This is a genomic window from Bacteroides sp. MSK.18.37 (assembly GCF_019129155.2).
Taxonomy (GTDB): domain Bacteria; phylum Bacteroidota; class Bacteroidia; order Bacteroidales; family Bacteroidaceae; genus Bacteroides; species Bacteroides ovatus.
The window spans coordinates 488,962-509,039 of sequence record NZ_JAHOIB020000001.1 but is presented as its reverse complement, the minus strand read 5'-3'; the positions used below and the strand labels follow the sequence as shown (position 1 = coordinate 509,039).

Annotated in this window: 26 protein-coding genes; 19 read left to right on the top strand and 7 right to left on the bottom strand. The window is 43.3% G+C overall.

The genetic code is table 11. The features are described from left to right. Both KSX81_RS02165 and KSX81_RS02160 read right to left on the bottom strand, forming a co-directional pair. A complete protein-coding gene (locus KSX81_RS02165; protein ID WP_250698890.1) occupies positions 1 to 1,791 on the bottom strand; it encodes a DUF262 domain-containing protein in 1,791 nt (596 codons plus the stop codon). A gap of 18 nt (positions 1,792 to 1,809) precedes the next feature. Further along, positions 1,810 to 2,436 carry a recombinase family protein gene (locus KSX81_RS02160; RefSeq protein WP_032943352.1) on the bottom strand — a complete coding sequence of 209 codons (627 nt, stop codon included), beginning with the start codon at positions 2,434 to 2,436 and terminating at the stop codon, positions 1,810 to 1,812. Positions 2,437 to 2,676: 240 nt separating this feature from the next. Between KSX81_RS02160 and KSX81_RS02155 the strand changes: the two genes are divergently transcribed. The 7 genes from KSX81_RS02155 (at position 2,677) to KSX81_RS02125 (ending at position 9,310) form a co-directional block, all read left to right on the top strand. Next, a complete protein-coding gene (locus KSX81_RS02155; RefSeq protein WP_007850583.1) occupies positions 2,677 to 3,771 on the top strand; it encodes a hypothetical protein in 1,095 nt (364 codons plus the stop codon). A gap of 29 nt (positions 3,772 to 3,800) precedes the next feature. After that, complete coding sequence (locus KSX81_RS02150) at positions 3,801 to 4,247, top strand: hypothetical protein (RefSeq protein WP_007850582.1); 447 nt, start codon at positions 3,801 to 3,803, stop codon at positions 4,245 to 4,247. Then, positions 4,244 to 4,624 carry a hypothetical protein gene (locus KSX81_RS02145; RefSeq protein ID WP_057097646.1) on the top strand — a complete coding sequence of 127 codons (381 nt, stop codon included), beginning with the start codon at positions 4,244 to 4,246 and terminating at the stop codon, positions 4,622 to 4,624. Before KSX81_RS02150 ends, KSX81_RS02145 begins: the two co-directional genes overlap by 4 nt. A 20-nt stretch (positions 4,625 to 4,644) precedes the next feature. Further along, positions 4,645 to 5,139 (top strand): hypothetical protein, encoded by a 495-nt coding sequence (locus KSX81_RS02140; RefSeq protein WP_007850579.1) that lies wholly within the window; start codon positions 4,645 to 4,647, stop codon positions 5,137 to 5,139. Between the two features lie 84 nt (positions 5,140 to 5,223). Next, a complete protein-coding gene (locus tag KSX81_RS02135; RefSeq protein ID WP_007850573.1) occupies positions 5,224 to 6,075 on the top strand; it encodes a hypothetical protein in 852 nt (283 codons plus the stop codon). A gap of 231 nt (positions 6,076 to 6,306) precedes the next feature. Then, entirely contained in the window at positions 6,307 to 7,758 is a 1,452-nt protein-coding gene (gene mobV, locus KSX81_RS02130) for a MobV family relaxase (RefSeq protein WP_007850570.1), read from the top strand. 55 nt (positions 7,759 to 7,813) lie between these two features. Next, complete coding sequence (locus tag KSX81_RS02125; RefSeq protein WP_032943311.1) at positions 7,814 to 9,310, top strand: OmpA family protein; 1,497 nt, start codon at positions 7,814 to 7,816, stop codon at positions 9,308 to 9,310. A gap of 84 nt (positions 9,311 to 9,394) precedes the next feature. Here KSX81_RS02125 and KSX81_RS02120 read toward each other — a convergent pair whose 3' ends face one another. Both KSX81_RS02120 and KSX81_RS02115 read right to left on the bottom strand, forming a co-directional pair. Then, the gene (locus KSX81_RS02120; RefSeq protein WP_007850565.1) at positions 9,395 to 10,459 is read right to left on the bottom strand and encodes a nucleotidyl transferase AbiEii/AbiGii toxin family protein; all 1,065 of its coding nucleotides are present in this window, start codon (positions 10,457 to 10,459) and stop codon (positions 9,395 to 9,397) included. After that, positions 10,456 to 11,184, bottom strand: a complete 729-nt coding sequence (locus KSX81_RS02115) for a type IV toxin-antitoxin system AbiEi family antitoxin domain-containing protein (RefSeq protein ID WP_007850563.1) — start codon at positions 11,182 to 11,184, stop codon at positions 10,456 to 10,458. The genes KSX81_RS02120 and KSX81_RS02115 overlap by 4 nt, the downstream gene beginning before the upstream one ends. Before the next feature lie 518 nt (positions 11,185 to 11,702). Between KSX81_RS02115 and KSX81_RS02110 the strand changes: the two genes are divergently transcribed. Genes KSX81_RS02110 through KSX81_RS02095 form a run of 4 tightly spaced genes read left to right on the top strand, consistent with a single transcriptional unit; the run spans position 11,703 to position 14,095 of the window. Then, on the top strand, positions 11,703 to 12,188 hold the full coding sequence (locus tag KSX81_RS02110; protein ID WP_027200653.1) for a hypothetical protein: 486 nt from the start codon (positions 11,703 to 11,705) through the stop codon (positions 12,186 to 12,188). 4 nt (positions 12,189 to 12,192) lie between these two features. Next, positions 12,193 to 12,384 (top strand): hypothetical protein, encoded by a 192-nt coding sequence (locus KSX81_RS02105; RefSeq protein WP_032943349.1) that lies wholly within the window; start codon positions 12,193 to 12,195, stop codon positions 12,382 to 12,384. A gap of 8 nt (positions 12,385 to 12,392) precedes the next feature. Further along, positions 12,393 to 12,833, top strand: coding sequence for a PcfK-like family protein (locus tag KSX81_RS02100; RefSeq protein ID WP_007850559.1), 441 nt, complete (start codon positions 12,393 to 12,395; stop codon positions 12,831 to 12,833). Beyond that, positions 12,830 to 14,095, top strand: a complete 1,266-nt coding sequence (locus tag KSX81_RS02095) for a PcfJ domain-containing protein (protein WP_007850556.1) — start codon at positions 12,830 to 12,832, stop codon at positions 14,093 to 14,095. Before KSX81_RS02100 ends, KSX81_RS02095 begins: the two co-directional genes overlap by 4 nt. A 140-nt stretch (positions 14,096 to 14,235) precedes the next feature. On the opposite strand, the gene KSX81_RS02090 is transcribed toward KSX81_RS02095, so the two are convergent. Continuing rightward, complete coding sequence (locus KSX81_RS02090; RefSeq protein ID WP_007850554.1) at positions 14,236 to 14,505, bottom strand: hypothetical protein; 270 nt, start codon at positions 14,503 to 14,505, stop codon at positions 14,236 to 14,238. Positions 14,506 to 14,644: 139 nt separating this feature from the next. On the opposite strand from KSX81_RS02090, the gene KSX81_RS02085 reads away from it, so the two are divergent. Then, positions 14,645 to 15,226: a hypothetical protein gene (locus KSX81_RS02085; RefSeq protein ID WP_007850552.1), complete on the top strand. Its 582-nt coding sequence runs from the start codon at positions 14,645 to 14,647 to the stop codon at positions 15,224 to 15,226. Between the two features lie 24 nt (positions 15,227 to 15,250). Then, complete coding sequence (locus KSX81_RS02080; RefSeq protein WP_007850550.1) at positions 15,251 to 15,697, top strand: hypothetical protein; 447 nt, start codon at positions 15,251 to 15,253, stop codon at positions 15,695 to 15,697. Between the two features lie 153 nt (positions 15,698 to 15,850). On the opposite strand, the gene KSX81_RS02075 is transcribed toward KSX81_RS02080, so the two are convergent. Further along, positions 15,851 to 16,030: a hypothetical protein gene (locus KSX81_RS02075; protein WP_057097647.1), complete on the bottom strand. Its 180-nt coding sequence runs from the start codon at positions 16,028 to 16,030 to the stop codon at positions 15,851 to 15,853. A gap of 69 nt (positions 16,031 to 16,099) precedes the next feature. Here KSX81_RS02075 and KSX81_RS02070 point away from each other — a divergent pair, with 69 nt between their 5' ends. Genes KSX81_RS02070 through KSX81_RS02045 form a run of 6 tightly spaced genes read left to right on the top strand, consistent with a single transcriptional unit; the run spans position 16,100 to position 18,282 of the window. Next, positions 16,100 to 16,411: a hypothetical protein gene (locus KSX81_RS02070; RefSeq protein ID WP_007850547.1), complete on the top strand. Its 312-nt coding sequence runs from the start codon at positions 16,100 to 16,102 to the stop codon at positions 16,409 to 16,411. A 5-nt stretch (positions 16,412 to 16,416) separates the two neighbouring features. Next, a complete protein-coding gene (locus KSX81_RS02065) occupies positions 16,417 to 16,749 on the top strand; it encodes a hypothetical protein (RefSeq protein ID WP_007850545.1) in 333 nt (110 codons plus the stop codon). A 51-nt stretch (positions 16,750 to 16,800) separates the two neighbouring features. Beyond that, positions 16,801 to 17,163, top strand: a complete 363-nt coding sequence (locus KSX81_RS02060; protein WP_007850542.1) for a hypothetical protein — start codon at positions 16,801 to 16,803, stop codon at positions 17,161 to 17,163. Positions 17,164 to 17,174: 11 nt separating this feature from the next. Further along, the gene (locus KSX81_RS02055; RefSeq protein ID WP_007850539.1) at positions 17,175 to 17,426 is read left to right on the top strand and encodes a hypothetical protein; all 252 of its coding nucleotides are present in this window, start codon (positions 17,175 to 17,177) and stop codon (positions 17,424 to 17,426) included. Continuing rightward, positions 17,420 to 17,647 carry a hypothetical protein gene (locus KSX81_RS02050; RefSeq protein WP_007850536.1) on the top strand — a complete coding sequence of 76 codons (228 nt, stop codon included), beginning with the start codon at positions 17,420 to 17,422 and terminating at the stop codon, positions 17,645 to 17,647. Before KSX81_RS02055 ends, KSX81_RS02050 begins: the two co-directional genes overlap by 7 nt. A gap of 8 nt (positions 17,648 to 17,655) precedes the next feature. Further along, positions 17,656 to 18,282, top strand: a complete 627-nt coding sequence (locus tag KSX81_RS02045; RefSeq protein WP_007850532.1) for a hypothetical protein — start codon at positions 17,656 to 17,658, stop codon at positions 18,280 to 18,282. Positions 18,283 to 18,361: 79 nt separating this feature from the next. On the opposite strand, the gene KSX81_RS02040 is transcribed toward KSX81_RS02045, so the two are convergent. Further along, positions 18,362 to 20,074, bottom strand: coding sequence for a zincin-like metallopeptidase domain-containing protein (locus KSX81_RS02040; protein ID WP_007850529.1), 1,713 nt, complete (start codon positions 20,072 to 20,074; stop codon positions 18,362 to 18,364). Between the last annotated feature and the right edge of the window lie 4 nt (positions 20,075 to 20,078).

Genomic DNA, 20,078 nt, shown 5'->3' with positions numbered 1-20,078 from the left:
TCAGAAATAGAGTTGTTTGATTTGAGAATCTGCATTTGAAGCTAATGATTCGATTTGCGGGGTCATGAGATTTATAATTTCATATGGGGATTGAGCATCACGAATAGTTTTGAACATAATGCCGTTAGTGGCACTATTGTCTATAGTTGGGAGCTGAACACTGTAGTGTATTAGGCGAATTTGATACACATATCTAAAGATTTTTCTCACTACCTTATTTATTTCAGCGAAACCAAATCTATCAACATAATAAATCAACAGGCAATTAAATAACTGCCGGACATAAATATCACCAGTACGATTCCTGTTAGAATAATTGTTTAACATTCGAACGATTTTATATGCTGATTTTTCATCTTCTGTTGAGTCATAATTTTTGTATTCATTTTCGTCTATGATTTTATTATACATGGCATCGTAGTAACGAATCATATCAAAAAACCGGCTCCCGTTAATACATATTTGATCTATCTGGAAAGGAAACTCCATTTTTGACTGGTCGATATTTCTAGATGGTTCATTGGCATAAAACGATGAGAAAAAATGACATATAATTTGCTGCATATAAAAAGGATATCGTTTATCTTCTAAAGATATACCCTTAAAAGCGTCAATATTGTCTTTTGTAAATTCCTTTCCACTGTTATTTTTGGCCCATCTTTTGACTCTATATAAAGTCAAGAACAATTCGACTAATCTTTGTGGATCAAGATCCTGCCATTTTGTGATGTTATCACTGTCTTTCTCGGAGAGTCTTTTGATTTCTCTAAGATGAAAAGCTTTCAATAGATCATGTGGCTCCAAGTCTTTTCCTCTTGCATTTTGAGAATCAAAAAATTGGAAAGCTTCAGATATTTCTGGTAGGCGAACTACAACAAACTGACATTTGCTTAAAAGAAAATCTAAAAAATTATCATCCAAATCATCCAATCTATCTTCAATAGCTATAAGGTTTTCTCTCACATGTCCAATTGAATGCTCGTTTGTAAATTCAGTACGTTTCCAAAATGTTTTAATTCTATCTTGTACTTCTTGATAAGGATTCTTGATCCTTATTTCTTTTTTGTTGAAAAGTTCGTACAAAATCAAAGAAAGAGTGACTATACGTTGTTGACCATCCACTATATTGTTCTCATGAAGAACAAGAGTACCAAGTCTATATTCTTCGCTATCCTTGAAATACAAAAGATCATTGATTAATTGATTGACATTCTTTACACCCCATTTATATGGACGTTGATATTCTGGAATTATGAAGTTATTGAAAGGTAATTCTTTAATTTTTAGAATGCCGTAAGTAAGCTTTTCTACTTGCATGCTATCGGCAGGTGGAAGAATCTCTAAATTTTCCATTTGCTGCATTATGACTTCTGCGTCTCCATGCTCTGCTGATAAAGGAGATAACACAGGGTCGAATATTTTAGATATTTTCTCAAAGCATTTGATGATATCGTCTGCAGACTGAATAGAAATATTGATTCTACACCGGCCTCTATTACGATTTCCCCATCTATGCCAACTTAGCTCTTGATGCTGATAAGATTCTTCAACTAACTCTCTCCAAATAGTATTATATTCATAACCGCTGAATTTTCCTTCGAGGTGTAATTCAACGTATCCTTGATAGTATTCGTAATGTATATCGATATCGTGGAGGATGGTCTCCAATTGGATGAAACGATTGTCGTGATAATGATTTGTTTCAGTCTTGTAGTATCTTCCAAGAAAGTAATCCTTTAGCTTGGGCTCAATTTCCTTTTTTAAGCTATCAGTAATTTTTAAATACTCCATAATTCTCATTAATATAACTTATTCCTCTTTCGGTTTACGTTTTCCAAGCGGCCCGCTGAACTTGCCTCGATTGAGTGAAACACCATATTTATTGAGAATGCGGAACACCGAACTGCGACTGTTGAATCCGCTCACTTTCCAGATGTCATCAATGGAATGCCCGTTATTGTACATCGCCACTATTGTCTTTTCACGCTCCGCCCTGCTAAGACTTTTCTCTTTGGTCGGCTGGTTGATATTCTGTTTCAGATGGATGATGTGGGCTGAAGCCTTGCGTAGCATGGCACATTCCTCCGGCAAAGAACCGAACATCTCCAGTACATCGGAGGCTTTTGTTTCCGGAAACAAATCCCCACGGCTGTCAATCTTGTCGTGAATGGAGACAATCCGAACCACCTTTACCCGGCAGAACTCGATGAATGTCGCCAGCTCACGGGAGCCACGCAGGGCATTACTGAATTTTGAGACAACCAACTCGTCCCCACGCTCCAGACTTGCCATCAGCTGTTTCCATTGAGGGCGCAGTTTCTCGTGTCCGTTCTCTTCCTCTATCACTTGTACACAGCCGTATTGCTCCATCCACTCCTTGTCAGTGTCGAAGCCGTCATAACCGGCTGCCTTGAATATGTAACCTACTTTTGCCATACTGATGTTCAATGCTAAATGATACCAACTGCAAAGGTACAAAGTTTAATCTGAATAAAATCATACTTACGAAAATAATTTGCAATAATTATACTCTGTATTTTCATTTGTTTTGCTCTTGTTTGTTTTGCCCATCATACTCGTAAGTATGAAAAGGAAAGTATATTAAAGTTTGATTATTAAGTATTATTATACAAACTTTTATACTTACCTTTGCAGCCATAAATCAATAATAATCGTATGTGCAAAGGCTTATTCAAAGTGAAATCAGAGAGAAAAATCAAAGGTGTTGATGTTATATCATACTTAAAAAAGCAATCCGTTCTTGCCAAAGGTATTGCCGTATGTTTTGCCATCTTTATATTGGCATCGTGCGGAAAAAATACGGATGACAGTATGTTTCAGACAAGTGAAAGTGCTGTCAATGCTTACAGAACCTATTTGTCCGATATGCGTAGTATGGAAACCCTTTCGACCGAACATTTGATAGAGGCTGTCAACGGTTGGCAGGCACTTCGGGATTCAGTCTTTGTCCGTATCGCCAAAGACACGGCAGACCATATCCACGCAAAGTATGAAACCACCATACAAATGTTGCACGATTCCTTACAAACGGAGTTCATACGCCTGGCTAATTCAACCCCAAAAACATTCAAGGATGTATTGCTCATCAAGGAACGGACTTCCCCATACAGGCAAGATGCGGAACTGGCACAAGCGGTTGCGACAGCAGAACCGTTCTTCGACTCGTTGAATTCGATACCGCTTTACCGAAAAACGACAAAGAATATCGTATCTGTTTATAAGACCTTTCTTGCCCAAACTCTAAAATCCGGAATAAACAGCAAAGATGAGATGCTTGACTTTATAAGAGAAGAAGACAGGCTGTTCCGTTCATTCCTTGCCCATCTTCCGGAACTTGCAGATGCCGACCTTTCTGCCATTACAGGCGACACGGAGCAATGTTGCCTTTCGGTGTTTCAGTCGGCAGAGGACGGCAAGTTCTCTTACCGGGATGCCCTGATATATTTCGCCAAACGTACCGACCGAAGAATCGTCTTCAATGCGTTGGTTTGCAGGAATGACATCAACCAAGACAAGGTCAAGACGGATGCACAGGCACGTGCGTATGTGTGGATGCTGTTGCAACCCTACATAGCATTGGACGATTTCAGTATGGCTGTGCTGTCCGATAAGGAAAGGGTGTCATTGCATGGTGTGGCAGAACAGATGCCCTCTATGATAGCCAGACTAAACAAGATTATCGGTACTGACAATGACCAATGGGAAACTTTGCCGGAATTGTTTATCAAAACCATGATCACTTCCATTTAAAAACAGAAACAAATAAAAACTACAACGATATGCTACAACTCTTTTACAATGACTTTCTCTCCTTCGTGCCGCTCCAGCTTCCGCAACTATTGGATGTTACCACGATGGAGCAACCGCAGTTCTATGACGATTATGTCCTGCTCTCTTTTCCGCTTGCGGAACAATACGATCTGGAAGAAGTAATGGATATGTTGGAAGATGACATGGAGCTGATAATCCTTTACCACCATATTCAGACAGGGGCTACCAACTTCGGCAGCAGTACTTGTGCCTACTCCAATCCTACTTTCGGGCAGATGTTCAAGATGAATGCAAGAGTAACAGATACCGGCAAGGTTGACCGCATTGATGTGACCATCTATGATTCCTTAGAGTTCATGTGTTCAGACATCTGTCTTGACCTGAAACTCCACGAACAGGGCGGTTACTTCAAATATCGCAAAAATAAGGAAGAATTGCTCGCGGAGTTTATATGAGACGGACGATATACCTGCAAATGCTTTATCTTATAGATATGCACAAGAGTTGGATTGCCTTGGATGGCAGTCGCAGTTATGCGCCACGTATCATCTTCAAGCGTAGCGGGGCACTTCTATGTACATTCCGCACCATTCGTCTTCGGGCAATCTATAAACACAATGGCTATGAGCGCGGCACGAAATGGAGCATATCCGAATACGAACTGGACAGGGCACTGGCAGTGTATCGCAAGCGGAATCCCGAAGTCAAGGCCCGCCTGAAAAAGGGAGCGTTCTATATGGAAGCCAAAGATGTCAATGCCATTGTGGAGCTTGCCACATACGGTTTGCTCAAACTGGAACTGTCAGAATTTCCATTATACAAACAACGTTGATTATACAATACCCATTTATTATGATTTGGATTATCATTGAATTTATTTTCCCGGCATTGCTCATTGCATTGCCCTTGTCATTGTACAGAAGCAACCGCCTTTTTATGGCAAAGTTCTATTTAAGGATGACGGCAAGCGGGAACGCACGCAAACTCTATGTGCGCTGTATGCTCATACTTATTCTCCTGTATCACTATATCTATGCAGGCGGACATTTCGGAGAATGGGGCATCCTGGTATCTACCATCCTGTGTGCCATTCTGTTCCCGTTCAAACGTGCGGACAAATGGTTGGCCGGACTTCACGAGGAACAGAAGCGTTTCTTTCTGGCGGCACTGCTCGCATTGGCAATTTGTGCAGTACCGCATCTGCACACCACAGCCGTTACGCTTGGCTTTCTTCTTTTGGCTGCCATGTTCTATCCCTCTTGTAACGTGCTGTCAAAATGGGAAGATGAAGAAACCAAGAAACAATGGTGTAAGAATCCCAGAACATTGTCCGAATACTACTATTGACATCATCACGCAATGCTGCCATGAATAAGTGGATAGTGGCAGTGGACTCGAATCCACAGATAGTCAAATTAAAAAACGACCGAAATGACGAAAGACAAGAATAGATGTGCCAATCAGATATTGGCGGATATGGAACTCTTCGACTTCCTCAAAGAGAAAGTCGGAGAAAGAAAGACGAAGACCGGTGCCTACCACGACCTGTTGGAAAAGTGTGTGGCAGGATTCGTAGTCCCTTTCCTCAAGAATCACGAATACGTGTTGCAGGCTGACCAATGCCATGTGACCATTTCCGACCTTGCATCGGAATGGCATTGGCACAGGGCTACCGTCAGGACATTCCTCGACAAGTTGGAGGATATGGGGCATATATATCGTACACGCTTTGCCAAGAGTGTGGTCATTACAATGGTGTTCAACAAAACCGGCATTGGCAATTCTACTACCACTTATAATGGTCAAGCGGAGATTCGACCTGCCGATGAGTTTGATGCCGCTCTATCCAAATGGATAACCGGCAATTTGACAGACTCACAGATGGGTGATATATGTGAACAATACTACGTAAGTCGGTTGAAAGAGATTGCCGACAATTCTCCTGTTGGTGGCTCTGGAAGCCAAACGTCTTCAAAGGACAAATCAGCAGATGAACTTACCCGGACATTGGTTCAGCGCATAGCCGTTGCCGGACTGAAGCGAACCATACGAAACTCACGCTTCGACAACCCGACCGCTTTTATCGATTTCTTCCACTTCGAGCTGGGGGATGACTGGTCTTCTCTTTTGGCTGCATCCAAGATGACCGCCAAGATAATCCTCGACGGTGAAAGTGAGGTAACGGGCGCAAGTTCCGATGAGATAGAGATCCTTGCCACGCTCAAAGAACCGTTCAAGGCTCTATGGGCGAAGTGCCGGGAAGACGATTCGGACCTTTTATAGGCTTTACAACAGTTGTTGTAAGTTTCTACCAGATTGTATAACCACGGACAAGCCGTGATACCCTACGCTTATAGGCTTGCCATTCCAAGCGTGCAGCAGTGCTTGCACGGTGACCAAACAGAGGGAAGTAAGGGTAGCCTAATACCCCAATAGCATAAAGCTATCGGGAGAGGTGCCCGGACAAGCAGCAAGCTGGGGCAAACAGGATGTCCGAAAAACAGAAAAGAGAATATGGCAAATGCAAAGCAGGTGATGGATTTCCGACCATCAAAAGGCATAACCACAGCACAAAGCAACGAACACCAACGCAGGTGGACGGAAAAAGGCTGGGAGCGTGCCGTGTCGGTCGGGAACTATGATCCGACAAGAGAACATTTGAATTTTGAGATAAGGGCAGGTAAGGTCTGCCCTATAGATAAGACACGGAGCATCCCGGAAAGAATGTCCGATAATTTGTTGGCGAGAGGAATCAAAGACCCAAATGCAGGTTTGGCAGAGCCACGTTTCCGCACGGTGGTCAATTTTATTTTCGGAGGTTCACGTGAACGTATGCACGAAATAGCTTTCGGCAGTCAGATTGTAAATTTTGATAAGGGAGCGGACAATTCCCATGTCGAGAGGTGCAAGGATATTGAAGAATGGGCCAAGGACGTCTATTCATTCGTTTGTGGCAAATATGGAGAGGAGAACATTGCAGCTTTTATCGTACACATGGATGAACTGAATCCCCATGCGCATTGTACCTTGTTGCCAATCCGTGACGGCAAGTTTGCATACAAGCAGATTTTTGCAGGAAAGGACAAGTACGAGTTCAGCGCACGGATGAAGCAGTTACATAGCGACTTCTCAGAAGTGAACAAGCGTTGGGGAATGTCACGTGGTAGCAGTATATCCGAGACCGGCGCAAAACACCGCACCACCGAAGAGTACCGCCGACACCTTTCGGAAGAATGTACCAATATCGAAGAACAGGTTGTCCAACATAAAAAAGCACTGTCCGACTTAAAAGTGGAAATCAGTCTGGCAGAACGCAGGGTAAAAGGCTTGACCTCAATGGTGGACAACCTCAGAAAGGCGAAAGCGGAAAAGGAATACCAGTTGTCGGCATTGGAGCGCACCCTTCAATCCCATCAGGGAGATACGGCTGCCATTATAGCAGAGAGGGATCGGTTGGAAAAGGAACTGGCTTCTATCCAAACGAAACTGGAAGACAAGCAGGATAAGCTACGGACGGCTGACCAACAACTTGAAGCCCTTAAAAGGGACATGGATGCCATTGGCGAGCGCACGGAGGAGTTGAAAGGCGAAGCCTATAAGTACATCCGTGAAATCCATTCCAACGTGGATGTGCTGCTCAAAGATGTAATGTTGGAAACATTGGTCAGGGAGCACTCGGCACGATTGGGAGAAATGGGACTTTCCGAACAGTCCCGATTTGACGGTTCATTACTGCAAAGCCTGACGGAACAAGGATCGGAAGTGATGCACTGCGCCACGCTTCTGTTTCTCGGAATGGTCAATGATGCCACTACTTTTGCCGAAACGCATGGCGGTGGTGGAAGCTCCAGTGACCTTAAATGGGGACGGGACGATGACGAGGACAACCGGGCCTGGGCAAGACGGTGTATGATGATGGCAAGCAAGATGATGTGTCCGGCTTCCGGCAAAAAGCAGAAACGATAATCGGCAGGAGGTAGTTTCCTGCATCGGATGTGAAATCTATAATAACAGAAAACGTATGAGAAATAAAATAGTATTTGTAATGGCAATGGCAGGAATGTGCTGCACACTGCAAGCGAAGGCGAATGTACAACCTGTCCCACAGGATAGTGTACACTATGAATCCTATATGGAGAAGGAACTGATGTTTCAAACCGCAGAGCCGACTTATCACAAGGGAGTGCTGGTAACTTCACCATGGAACGGCAACTGGTTTGTCAGTCTGCAAGGTGGTGCAAGTGCTTTCATCGGCAGACCGATTGGCTGTGCTGATTTGTTTGACCGGGTACAACCATCGTTATCCGCATCAGTCGGCAAATGGTTCACTCCACAGATCGGGGCAAGAATCGGGTATGGAGGTTGGCGGTTCAAGGACTGCAACCTTACTGCCAATGACTATCATCATTTCCACGCCGACCTGATGTATAATGTCCTTGGCGGACTGTATGCAAAGAAAGAAAATCCACGTTGGGGCATTGTTCCATACGTTGGCCTTGGAATGATGTATAATCCTCAGAACGGTCAGAAACCATTTGCCATTTCTTATGGCATACAAGGGCAATACCGCATCTGCAAACGGCTGGCAGCATTGCTGGAGATTGGCAATGCTTCCACTTTCCAAAACTTTGACGGATATGGGGAAGCCAACCGCTTCGGGGACAATATGCTCTCCGTTTCTGCCGGACTGTCTTTCACGATTGGAAAGGTCGGGTGGAAACGAACCGTTGATGCGACTCCTTATATTCGGCAAAACGAGTGGTTAGTGGAATATGCTTCGGAGTTGTCGGAAAGCAACCGCAGGTACATTGGTCAACACGACAGGGATATGCGTACCTTGAATGAACTGAAGAAAATTTTGGATATTGAAGGATTGCTTGAAAAGTACAGCCGGCTGTTTGAAGACCATGAAAATTTAAGCAGTGGTTATCCTAAAAATGATTACAGCGGACTGAACTCGCTCAGGGCAAGGTTGAAGAACAGGCGTTGGGATGGCAAGTCGCCTTTGTCCAATGACAGCCTTGCGGTTTGTTCCGGAATTGCCAATGTGAATGTAGATGATAGTGGAAATTCAAATGAAGTCCAATCGGACAATCTTGCCAAAGCTCAGGAATTGACAAATATGGGCGGAGACAGCATTGCCACCTATAACCACTCGGATTATCTGTCCTTTATAAACTCCGGCAACGAGTGCATCGGTTCTCCCGTTTATTTCTTCTTTGAACTCGGCACAGCGAAGTTGACAGACAAGTCACAGTCGGTCAATCTTGATGAACTGGCACGTGTCGCAAAGAAATACGGATTGTCGGTTACTGTTGTAGGTGCGGCTGATGCAGCCACAGGGGCTGCCGATGTAAACGACAGGTTAAGCATATCGAGAGCCGATTATATTACCACAGAATTGGTTAAGCGAGGACTGGCAGTTGATGTGATTACCAAGGTCGGCAAGGGAGGAATCTCAGATTACAATCCTACCGAAGCCAATCGACATACCAAAGTATTGCTTTATATGAAATAGAACACAAAAGATACTTTTTGCTTCATGATTTGAATTGGGAGAGCCTGTCCGTGATGGATCGGCTCTCCTGCATTATAAAGTGCATTATCCTAACTTTTGTATTTCACTCCAATAGAAGAACGCTTCTGCATTTGTCTTCTTAAATTTGTTCAACTTAGTTGATAATGGAGGTTGTATCGTTGTGTTGATTAATAAATTCGCTTCGGACGGATTATAATGTTTTACCTCGTGTATTCCTTTGCCGATAAGTTTAGCGAGATAGGCGGCTTTTGAAGCATTTGTGATAGCACTTTCCAAAGTATAGACTTCACTATGAATAAAGCCACGCACTTTTTTTATTCCATCTTGAATCATGTCAAACTCTTCTTGATTATCTTGTCCACGCATTACGATACATTTAGCCGTATCATAAATATCATCCAAAACTTTTTGAATTGCATCAGGACTCTCACCTCTGTATTGAAGTTCAACCATCGCAAACTTATTGAATGTCTCTGTTGTAATGGACAAGTCATTGACAATATCGAAAAGAGATGCAATGTCAAATAGTTGTTTGCATATTTCCATTGAGCAATTCTTTTCTCCTTTGAAAAAAGGAATCCCGGTCGTGTGAGGAGCAAATGCAGTTAATTTATCGCCAAGCAAATCCTCTTTACTTGGTAACTTTACAATTATGGGGTCTCCCTCTGTTTTTAACAACCGGCTTTGAATAGGAAGTTCCACTACATTTGCATAATGAATTTCCTCGAATAATACATCCAACAAAATCTTATCCTGACGTCCTCCTGCCGGATATGCCACTTGGTAAAAGAATTTGGCGTGTTGTTTCGGAATATCGGTACGAGAGATACGCTCTACCAATTTGACCTCTCCAAAGCCATATTCTTCGGAATACTTTTCAAGATAATCTTCAATTCTTGTTCCAGGAGGACATATTATATCAATATCGATAGAAAGTCGTTTGCCTGTATCAAGATGAAGCATTAAGGACGAACCTCCCTTGAACAAAAATGGGCAACCCGATCGAGCCAATGCTTCCAACAATGAGAATGCACGGATTGTTTTCTCAACGAGGGTTATATCTTTTATCTTATTGTCTTTGGCGACTTGTTCTATCCAAGACAAAGTCCTGCTATCGGGATGTATCATATATTGATTGTATTGATAATTTGTTCAACTTTTTGTTTTCGGTTGCGACGTGCCGCATATCTCAATAACCTTGTTTTTTTGATTGCATAGTCAGAGAATGCGTTTGAATATATAGTATATAATTCATTGCCTTGAAGATGTTGTAGTTCTTTGTCAGATATGGCATCAACAAGCATTTTCTCCAATGTGGGAACGGGACAGCCATTTATAACATCTAATGGAGCCTCTTTAACAAGAGGGCGGACAATAATTAAGTCTCTATTTGTAATGTATCTGTCCACATCTTCTTGGGACGGATTCAAGAAAATAGGGATTTCTGATTCGACGTTTTGTAATGACATAAAAACAGATTCCATCGCTTCCCTTTCAACATCTACTAATGTGGTTCTTACCGCAGGTACATGTAGCATCATTGATGCAAATACAGACGGTTGCCATATACAATAGTCGATGAAAGGAAATTTTTCTTTTATATGCTTGTTGAGTGAAAGCATAAATTCGTTTGGTTCATACAAAAATTCATGCTTCAAATCTTCATTTAATTTATATTTCCCGTATGAAACCCTAATGATTTTGTTTTCTGCAATCATCCTATTCAAAAGCACAACAAGAGACCCTTCTGATATGTTTTTCATACCAGATCGTACCACATTCAACAAGTCTTTTCTTGTGAATATGCCATCTTGTTTCTTAGCAATATCTATTATTTGATTTACAGCAGTCATTATTGCTTTTTTAATTATACTGCAAAGTTATAACAAATTTGGCATATAACAATGTAGTTTGCCATTTTTGTTATACTGTAGTAAGATAATGCTGTGAATGTTATAACAATTTTGGCAAATATACATCAAATTTGCCGTTTTGTTATATTTTATCCTGTTTTATAATTCCTACTACCAGACCATTATACCTGTTTCTATTATCACAATACTGTGAGCTTCTCCGGCTATTCTTGTCGGCTCCATTTTCCTTTGCAAAGGTACTGCGGCGAGGGAACGCCAAGTACCGATTCTCCGATTGGCTCCACTAATGCCTTGTGGACTTGACGACAACTTTCCACAATTTCCGGCAGGCTGAAATTGGGTATTTCATCAACTCCTCTGGCATTTACTTGTCTTATCCCTCTGTAGTCCACAGTCTCTGAATGCACGTAAAATTCAGATCCCGACAAGAAAGCGATAAAGGCTTCAAAATAAGGGAAAAGAAAAAACAAAAGTTCAACGATTAAAACAGACAGATTATGCACAGCAAGATTTTTCAAATCACAGAAGAGAGACCTCTAAAAGACAACATCCTGAACGACTGCACCCTTGAACAAGGAGACGGACACTATTATGACTATTGCTCGGAGATTGACGAGGAAGAGCGTAAATCACACATTGATAATCTGATAAACAACATTCTGCCCAAAGGGATGTTTGAGCTTGTTTCAGATGATACAATCTGTTACAATGGCGGTGCGGACAAATGGAAAGAGGAATTTGTGGCAACCTTGCAAGAAAAGGCGAAAGCCGTTACCACAGAAAACTGCACTCTTTGGATTGGCGAGGTGTACCAACTTGAAAAGTACCTCAAAAATCCGCTTGATACCGCCTATCAGTTCTATATGGACGAGCAGTGTATCAACGGAGCTGCCGAACAATCTTACGAGTTTCTGCGAGTGGTAAGCCAATTAGAGCCAGGAACATTGCTGTATATCGGTGGAGTGATTGACTATCATTTCTAATGCTATGAGAACACGAAGAATGACCAAAGAGCAGGGAGAACGCTGTAATATCAGCCGATTTCCCAACTTCCATAACACAGGCAGTGTCAAAGGAATGAAGCGATTGTATTATGGTAAACAGGCATTGTTGGTAAGGTGCGGAGCATACATCTACAATGTTTCAAGTGAGCCAAGTATTTATTATCAAGCAAAATAACAGACGATATGAAAGGAACAGAACAATTCAAGCAGACCATAAAGGCATATTTGGACGAGAGAGCCAAGACGGATGAACTCTTTGCCGTGTCGTATGCCAAAGAGAACAAGAATTTGGACGATTGCATCACATTTGTACTCAACCAAGCAATGGCTATATGCAAAGAGGGCGGTTGTGGAATGACCGACAATGAGGTTTATTCTCTCTGTACCCACTATTATGATGAAGACAATATAGAGGTGGGTAAAGCCGTCAACTGCGGTGTGATAGTCAATCATAGGGTAGAACTTACTCCCGAAGAGCAAGCCGAAGCGAGGGAAAAGGCACTCAAAGCCTATCAAGACGAGGAACTGCGGAAGATACAACAACGTAACAGCAGACCCAAGCCAACCCAGAAAGCAACGAAACAGGAAGTTACCCAACCATCACTATTTGATTTAGGACTATGAGAGCCAAGACGAGATTACAGCACAAGGTAGTAACCGCCAATGAGCGGTTACTGCCACTGACCGAGAAGCAAGAGTTATGGGCATTTCGCCATTGCTTAAATCATTATGCGTTCCGTACCAAAAGCGGTATGACCACCTGTATGGATTGCGGACACCAATGGAGCGAGACCAGAGAAAAGACCTGCCGTTGCCCTCGCTGCGATACAAAGTTGGAGATACGCAACACCTTACAGCGTAAGTATAAAGACAAATCCTATTACTCCATACTGACAACCCAAGACGGCTTACAGGTGCAGAGGGTGTTCCTTTTGACGGCTCATTATCGCAAGGGCAAGAAAGCCGATTTTTACTCAATGGAGGTAGTCCGTTATTGGATTGATGATAATGGCAAGACAGAAGTAACGGCATTAAGGCGTACACTCGGCTACTATATAGACAGCTTTGTCTTTGACAATCATATAGAACTGCGGAACGACAATAATGTTTACAGGCGGATTGCCGACTGCAAGGTTTATCCTTATTATTCTGCCACAACCAAGTTAAGACGCAACGGACTAAGAGGTTCTTTGTCGGAGATTGAGCCAACGAAGCTGATTGAAGCCTTGTTGCAGGACAGTAGAGCCGAAACGATGTTCAAGGCAGGGAGAAAGGTGGATTTGAACTATTTTCTGCAACACCCTATGTATTTTGATTTGTATTGGAACACTTATAAGATAGTGATGCGTAACAATTATCACATATCCGACATTTCCCTTTGGGTGGATTACATCCGCTTGCTTGAAAGGTGTGGCAAGGATATTCGCAATGCCCATTATGTCTGCCCATTGGATTTGAAAGCCGAGCACGACCGCTATCAAGAGAGGCTAAGGGTTATCCAAGAGCGAGAGAAACGTGAAGCCGAGCAGAAAAAGGCGCAGGAGAATGAGGAGAAGTTCAGAGAGTTGAAAGGCAAATTCTTTGGATTGTCATTCACTGACGGACTGATTGTGGTCAGCGTGTTGGAGAGCGTGGATGATTATTACAAAGAGGGAAATGCTTTACATCATTGTGTGGGACAATGCGAATACTACCTCAAACCCAAGTCTTTGGTTTTCTCTGCACGGATAAATGACAAACGCATTGAGACTGTTGAACTGTCGCTTGAAAATTTCAAAGTCCTGCAATCAAGAGGGCTTTGCAACCAAAACACAGAATACCACGACCGCATCATACAACTTGTACAGAAAAACGCACGGCAAATCCGTAAGCGTATGACTGCATAATCTGTTTTGTTCTTTTCGTCAGCCACTTGTTACGATATACAATGTAGCAGGTGGCTTTTATGTATCCGGCTACGGCTGCTCGTTGATTGCCGTAGCGATGTACTGTTTTAATTCTACCGCAAAGTGGTAGATGTAACCTGCTAAAATATAGTATGTACGCAATTCTTCCATTTATACAACCACTTGTGCCGTTTATAGCACCACTCAAAGGTCAAATCTGTTTTACCTACTAACAACCCATTATAGTTTTTTGAGTATTCTCCTTTGAGCCGACCACCACGCCGCGCGGATTGTTTTATGGTGCAAAGGTACTGCTGTGGGAGAACGCCAAGTATCGCTTCGTCTAACAAATCACCGGACTTAACGACAACTTTCCTCAATTTCCGGCAGGCAGAAATTGGGTATTTCATTAACTCCCTGTTTGTTTACTTGTCTTATCTCCCTTGTAACGCAGTCTTTAACGCACATAAAACATATCCCGGTGGCGAAGTCGGAAGGCTTCCAAGCAGAGGGAAACAAAAACAAGTCTAACAATAAAAATTTACGATTATGCCGAATTGGTGCAGCACTGCGTATGCGATAGAGGGCAACGCAACAGAATTGAAAAAACTCTATGAGTTAATGAAAGATTTAGAAAAACGACAAAAGCCGTCCGTTCAAAATGGTTTTGGAACTACGTGGTTAGGGTGTCTTGTAGAAGCCCTCGGAGAAAGTTGGGAAAAGATATATTGCCGTGGAACGTGGGATAACCTCAAATTCAACGGTGAGGTGCTTACATTCAATACAGAAACAGCGTGGTCTCCCTGCAATGAAATGTTTGATATGGTATGTGAGAAATATCCCACGCTGCGATATTTCTATCAGTCGGAAGAACCTGGTATGTGTGAGTATTGGACGAATGATGATGAGGGCAAATACTTTCCTGACAGATACTATGTTGATGTATGCACTTCGGAGGAAGAATACTATTCCGAGTATTTTCAAGACTTGGAAAGCGTATATGACTGGCTGGAGGATATTTGCGAAGTACAAGTCAAATCCCGTCAGGATGTCAATGCGATTGTCAAGCAATGGAAAGAAGAAAATGAAGACGCATACTGCTCTATTCACGAATATCAAATATCGGCATAATCGGAGAGCATAAAAGACAGGAGTATGGAAAAGAAAGGTTACGGCATAGGCAAACGTACAAAAAGAGAGATTGGGACTCCCCTGATGGTTATCAATATCAAACAAGAAATCATAGATATTCTTCAAATAGCCAACAGACGTTTTATGTACAATCCTAAAATCGGAATCCTGATTTTAGGAGACGAGATGTACGGAAAGAACATTTGCAGTTCTCATTCGCAAGAGTTCTATGTGTCAAAAGCGGACGGACATTTCGATGATTATTTGCGTGGGTGGATAGGTGTATCAAAAAGCTATCCACGTGGAGTTATTCATTTTGCCCCTGCTGTCAGCAAGGAGCAATTCGACAGAGGATTTGACTCCTTGCAGATGTTCAGCAAACTTGATGGCGTAAACGGAGATACTATCATTCGGGGCTTTTGCGGTTTGCCGGAACAGAGGATGAGTGATTTACTGCCTTCATCTTTTTAGCTCTTATCAATGAGTGTCGTGCTTACGTGGTTTCACAAAAGCACGATACCCGTTTTTATGAGTTGCCTAAACTGCGTTGGCAGCTTCCTTTTGTATCTCAACCTTTATATTTTGCCCAAGCCATCTTCCTTTTATAGGTATAACTGCCGTGGCTCATCTTCCGTCCACACCGCTCTTGGTTTTATCAGATGCAAAGGTCTGCTGTCGCGCTTGATTCTCCGGCTTGAAGTGCATTCCCTGCAAATTCTTCCTTTCCGTGAAAGAGTAATTGGCCGGGAAAGCCGTCGCATGAAGCAGTACCGACAGCCGTTTACCGCATCCATAAAATTCCAAGGCGGTTCAGACGGGAAAGAACCGACCAGAGGGAAAAGAAAAAATGTTCAACATCAAAATTCATTAGAAATGGAGTACAACAATCAATTATCAGAGAACGACAAACGCTTTGCGGACGAGTTCTCAAACTATGTAAACGGAAAAATGGCTTCACCCCGAAAGGTGGGCAAGGCATTGGCGGATGACCACCGCTATTTGGTAAACGAAAAAGCCAAGCTGATGTTCTACTTTATGGAGCAGTTGGCGGAGAACTGGCACAAGGGAAGATATGACCAGCGTAACGAATGGGCGTGCCGTCTGGCAGCGGAAGCCATAGACCATTTGGCAGAGAACGACCTCTATCATTTACCCGAAGAGTATTACGAAAACCATAAACAATAACGATTATGAAAGCACTTCAAATCGCCATCCCAAGATGGAACATAACAGAGTTGAACGGTTACGAGCCGATAACCACCTTTTGGCAGGACTTCTCCATTGCCGATAAATTCGGAGACAAAGCCATAGCCGACACATACAGGCGAGCCAAGTCCGAATGGAAAGACAACTACAAGTATTGGACGGAACTCTGCCTTGTACTTAATCACAAGATATGGCAGTGGCACGAGAGAGACAACCAAAGAGCCATTCTCTATGACAAGCTATGGAGAGAAGCGGACGAAATGACCTCTGAATGGTCGGACGAGAAGCAGGAGTATTATTTTCAAGTAACGGATTAAGCCACGTGTGGGGAAATGTAAAAAGTTTCCCCACTTCAAACCCCTCACAAGATGATTACCGAAGAACAGATACAGAGAATAACCGACATTGCCCAAGAAAAAGGCTGGAGCGTGAACGTTGAAGACAAAAACGAGACAAGAGTATTGTTTGAGTTTCAACGCTATACCAAGTACGGACAGGATTTTCTCTTCAATGCCGATATGCAGGGCGAGGATATTGATTCCCTCATAGCCAATGTAAAAGAGTATTACGAGGGTTTTGACCCCGATTATGAAGCCTATTTGTGGATAGGCGATGACGGACACGGCAAGAATGGCGCACCTTATCACATCAAGGATATTGTAGCGGATATGGAAGATGCCGAAGAACAGATATACGAATTGCTACAAGCATTTGAAATGGAATTTCTTTAATACACATAATTATGACTTTATCGAACAAATCATATTACAGAAGACTTTGCAGGAATATCCTTGCAGACCGCTTTAATTGGCGGAAATACTGCACACCGAGCCTTTATTTTGGCAGGGAAATATGTGTAACACCGCTTCATTGTTCCTACGGACAAATCGGCTACACCATCAATTTTCCCTATACCAATGCACCGGAAGTGGAGTATGATTGGGAAATGAACAAACTTACGATTGATGATGAAAATTGGAAATTGGTATGTTAGACGAAATCAGACAAAACGGAAAAACAGTGTTGTCAGGAGAGGATGGGTTTTCAATACCCATGTTTTTCAACAACTTGTGCGGTAAAAACTTTTCAGGCGAGAAGTACCGGGATTATATCAAATACATAGCCTTCGGAGAAATGGGGTTCAAGCCCGGAGGAATCATGCTTTACCGCAATGGTACACTGGTAAGGACAGGTAAAATAAACATTGAAAAATAGATACAGATATGGAAATGACAACTATTCATCCGGCGGAGAGCTATCTTCGCAACGAAACCAATCCTCCGTCTTTATACGTGCGGATTGCAGGAAAACGCAGACGCTTGTTCATCAACCGAGACAGAGGTATTATTGGCATTATCGCTCTCGGCAAGCGGACAAAAGGCTATGTGTTTACAGACTGGGCAAGCATCGAGCAAATATACTATCCCTCGCAAGAACAGGACGAGAATACGGACAGAAAACTTATTCTGAAATATCAGAAACTTGCCCGACTTGCCACACATACAAATTCCTGGCTTCGTGAAATCGCCAATGCGGATTTGGATAAAAACCTTTACGAGAACCACATCACAACAGGCACGCGCATCGACGGCAAATGTATCGGACTTGCCACCATTGAAAAATACTGTGGAACGACAGCAATGCGTCTCTTCCGTGAGGCACTGAAAAACAAAGAGAAATTTTCCACTTGCCGCTTTGATTTTTGCGGTTATGACGGAACGCTTTGGTGTGAGCCACGAGACAATGGCGATATGGCGGCAGGCTTCAGCAAGGAATATCGGAATTGTGGCAACGGCTACTACTATCTGCTTATCAATGACGATTATGTGATAGGCTATGATATTGACTGACTGTATAGCTACAACAATCCAACCGCAAGGAGAACAAACTCCCAACGGTTGGATTGAATACGCAAACGCCCCATTATAGTTATCGGTGCATACCACCGCTATATTCCACCTCTTCCTCCTGATACTGTTCCATATGACTTAATTCCGAATGGACGGATTGCAGGTTGGATTCGAGAGAATTGTCGTGGTCGTAGGGGAACTGATGGTTGGGAACAAGACCGGCATTGACCACCGTACCGACATCAAGCGTGTCGGTCTCCCTGTTATATCCGGCATAGAGAATATCTCCGCTCGGCATTTCAAAGACAGGTATTCGCTGTTTCGTTATAGCCTGGAACTGTTCTGCCACCATATCCTTTGCCACCTCTTTGATGTCATCGCTTGCCAGACGGGTTCCATATCTGGTAATATGGTCACGGATTTCCTGTTCCGAATATTTCAGCATCACCTCGTATGTGCCACCCACGCTGTTGTTATAGACCACGGCAAAATCCTTGTCTTCAATCAACAGGTCATCACCCTTGTTCTGGAGAGGAGAGGCAAAGGTATATTGCTCATTGATACCGTTTCCGTCATAATACTCTTTGGCAGCTTGGAGCAATCCTTCATAATCACCCTTGTCCCGAAATTCGTCCAGCCGGGAAGTGTCATCGGTTGATTGCAGGTAGGCAACGGAAGAATAGAAAATCTTTTCGCCGGATGCAGGTTGTTCCACTTTCATTCCCTGCTTGTTGTCCTGCTCTTCCTTTTTCCCCTTTTCCAATTCTTCCGCAATCTTATCCACGTTTTGCGTAACCAACGAAGTCGCCTTTTTCACATCCAAGAGCGTGGTCTTGATAAATTGCGGAGACTCTTTCAGTTGCTCCAGCCACGATTTCAGATAGGCGCAGCTCTCTTCTTTCAGAGCCTTGCTCATACCGTAACGCTGTGCCACCAATGCGCTGCCTAATTCAGCCACTAATTCCTCACGGGCATATTCGTCCGAACCGAAAGCGGTGGGCTTGATGCGGTCAAGCTGCCCCTCGATACCTGTGCTGTGGGTCATTTCATGCCAAAGCGTGCCGTAGTACGATTCCCCGTCCTTGAACTGTGCCTTTTCAGGAACCACAATCTCGTTTTTGGTAATGGAGAAGTAGGCTTTGTCCTGGTGCATCGGCTTGATGGGACAAATCCAACGGTTATCACGGATCATCACATCCATCGGTTCAAAAGACATCTTCTCGCTCTCGTCCAATTTTACGGCATCCCCATTCGCCAGCTTGTTCCAAAGTTCCGGACGGGCTTCCTGAAGATTGGTCTGGGACACGTTAAATACCCGAAAGACCTGCATCTTCGGATATACGTTGTACATCTTCTTCTCTTCGTCGGAGAGCCTTTTGTAATCGTCATACTTGATTTTCTCCTTGGTCTCCTTATGGATGCAGGTAAAGGTGGTAAGCATGACCGGGAACGATTTTTCACCACGGTTGACGGCAACCCTCGGCAGTTCCACACCCTCTTTAGCCTGCTTTTCAGTCGGCTTGTTCAACCGTTGCACACAGTCAAAGGTGCAGAAACGAGGAATCTTATATCCGTTCTTCTCGCAGTGGAGAAGCAACATCAGCGCGTTCATCCCATTGTACTCACGCCCGGATAAGTTCTTCGGCCACCCTAAACTTCCCTCGGTAATCCACGGCTTCGACCAGTCCTTGCTGATGGTCTCGATGCGCTCGATCATCATTTCCGCAAAAAGGTCAAGAGCCTTGTCTTCTGCGGAAGGGCCATCGTTGTTATATTTCTTGTAACCGGCCATACCT

Coding starts and splice junctions, on each gene's coding strand:
- KSX81_RS02045 (WP_007850532.1), top strand. CDS start 17,656: ATGGAAATGACAACTATTCATCCGGCGGAGAGCTATCTTCGCAACGAA.
- KSX81_RS02140 (WP_007850579.1), top strand. CDS start 4,645: ATGATTTGGATTATCATTGAATTTATTTTCCCGGCATTGCTCATTGCA.
- mobV (WP_007850570.1), top strand. CDS start 6,307: ATGGCAAATGCAAAGCAGGTGATGGATTTCCGACCATCAAAAGGCATA.
- KSX81_RS02160 (WP_032943352.1), bottom strand. CDS start 2,436: ATGGCAAAAGTAGGTTACATATTCAAGGCAGCCGGTTATGACGGCTTC.
- KSX81_RS02080 (WP_007850550.1), top strand. CDS start 15,251: ATGGAAAAGAAAGGTTACGGCATAGGCAAACGTACAAAAAGAGAGATT.
- KSX81_RS02155 (WP_007850583.1), top strand. CDS start 2,677: ATGTGCAAAGGCTTATTCAAAGTGAAATCAGAGAGAAAAATCAAAGGT.
- KSX81_RS02095 (WP_007850556.1), top strand. CDS start 12,830: ATGAGAGCCAAGACGAGATTACAGCACAAGGTAGTAACCGCCAATGAG.
- KSX81_RS02120 (WP_007850565.1), bottom strand. CDS start 10,459: ATGATACATCCCGATAGCAGGACTTTGTCTTGGATAGAACAAGTCGCC.
- KSX81_RS02090 (WP_007850554.1), bottom strand. CDS start 14,505: ATGAAATACCCAATTTCTGCCTGCCGGAAATTGAGGAAAGTTGTCGTT.
- KSX81_RS02135 (WP_007850573.1), top strand. CDS start 5,224: ATGACGAAAGACAAGAATAGATGTGCCAATCAGATATTGGCGGATATG.
- KSX81_RS02145 (WP_057097646.1), top strand. CDS start 4,244: ATGAGACGGACGATATACCTGCAAATGCTTTATCTTATAGATATGCAC.
- KSX81_RS02065 (WP_007850545.1), top strand. CDS start 16,417: ATGAAAGCACTTCAAATCGCCATCCCAAGATGGAACATAACAGAGTTG.
- KSX81_RS02055 (WP_007850539.1), top strand. CDS start 17,175: ATGACTTTATCGAACAAATCATATTACAGAAGACTTTGCAGGAATATC.
- KSX81_RS02150 (WP_007850582.1), top strand. CDS start 3,801: ATGCTACAACTCTTTTACAATGACTTTCTCTCCTTCGTGCCGCTCCAG.
- KSX81_RS02050 (WP_007850536.1), top strand. CDS start 17,420: ATGTTAGACGAAATCAGACAAAACGGAAAAACAGTGTTGTCAGGAGAG.
- KSX81_RS02040 (WP_007850529.1), bottom strand. CDS start 20,074: ATGGCCGGTTACAAGAAATATAACAACGATGGCCCTTCCGCAGAAGAC.
- KSX81_RS02100 (WP_007850559.1), top strand. CDS start 12,393: ATGAAAGGAACAGAACAATTCAAGCAGACCATAAAGGCATATTTGGAC.
- KSX81_RS02070 (WP_007850547.1), top strand. CDS start 16,100: ATGGAGTACAACAATCAATTATCAGAGAACGACAAACGCTTTGCGGAC.
- KSX81_RS02110 (WP_027200653.1), top strand. CDS start 11,703: ATGCACAGCAAGATTTTTCAAATCACAGAAGAGAGACCTCTAAAAGAC.
- KSX81_RS02115 (WP_007850563.1), bottom strand. CDS start 11,184: ATGACTGCTGTAAATCAAATAATAGATATTGCTAAGAAACAAGATGGC.
- KSX81_RS02060 (WP_007850542.1), top strand. CDS start 16,801: ATGATTACCGAAGAACAGATACAGAGAATAACCGACATTGCCCAAGAA.
- KSX81_RS02165 (WP_250698890.1), bottom strand. CDS start 1,791: ATGGAGTATTTAAAAATTACTGATAGCTTAAAAAAGGAAATTGAGCCC.
- KSX81_RS02125 (WP_032943311.1), top strand. CDS start 7,814: ATGAGAAATAAAATAGTATTTGTAATGGCAATGGCAGGAATGTGCTGC.
- KSX81_RS02085 (WP_007850552.1), top strand. CDS start 14,645: ATGCCGAATTGGTGCAGCACTGCGTATGCGATAGAGGGCAACGCAACA.
- KSX81_RS02105 (WP_032943349.1), top strand. CDS start 12,193: ATGAGAACACGAAGAATGACCAAAGAGCAGGGAGAACGCTGTAATATC.